The sequence below is a fragment of the Sporosarcina koreensis genome, from assembly GCF_001531445.1.
Classification (GTDB): Bacteria; Bacillota; Bacilli; order Bacillales_A; family Planococcaceae; genus Sporosarcina; species Sporosarcina koreensis_C.
This window is the reverse complement of sequence record NZ_LQYA01000388.1, coordinates 1-468: the sequence shown is the minus strand read 5'-3', so window position 1 is coordinate 468 and position 468 is coordinate 1. Positions and strand designations below refer to the sequence as shown.

1 protein-coding gene is annotated in these 468 nt (G+C 60.7%); it reads right to left on the bottom strand.

Annotation, left to right across the window (positions count from 1 at the left end; translation table 11 throughout):
• Positions 1-468: SRPBCC family protein (locus AWV70_RS22545; protein WP_201024478.1), on the bottom strand; the 468-nt coding region annotated here is incomplete at both ends.

Genomic DNA, 468 nt, shown 5'->3' with positions numbered 1-468 from the left:
AGACGTGCAACCCCTCGGGGGTCGCGGTCAGCGTCAGATTTGGAAAGCAGGTGTGGTGCATCTGATCGGTGAGTTCATCATCGGTCAGCCGCGCGAAATGGTCATAGCCACGCGCGGGACCCAGCGTCCTACGCGCACGCTGCAACGCCAGCCGCCCTTCCTGCGCCCGCCCCTCATAATCCGCCGGGTCGATGTCCCATTCGCGCAGGACCGACGCCCAGAGCGGCTTGACCTGCTGCGCATCAGGATAGCGCGACGAAGGCTGCAGCTTCTCGATCATCCGGTTGTGGCCGTTCGGGTACATTTCGAACAGCGTCGTCGAATAATGATCGTCGATCATCGGCTCGAACTGGGGATGGACCGAGGGGATATGATAGGCCTCGTTGAAATTGTCCGAGGCGAATTTCCAGTTGGTGTTGACCCGCAGCGTCTGCCACACGACTCGCGTGTAATTCTCCAGGTCACGGT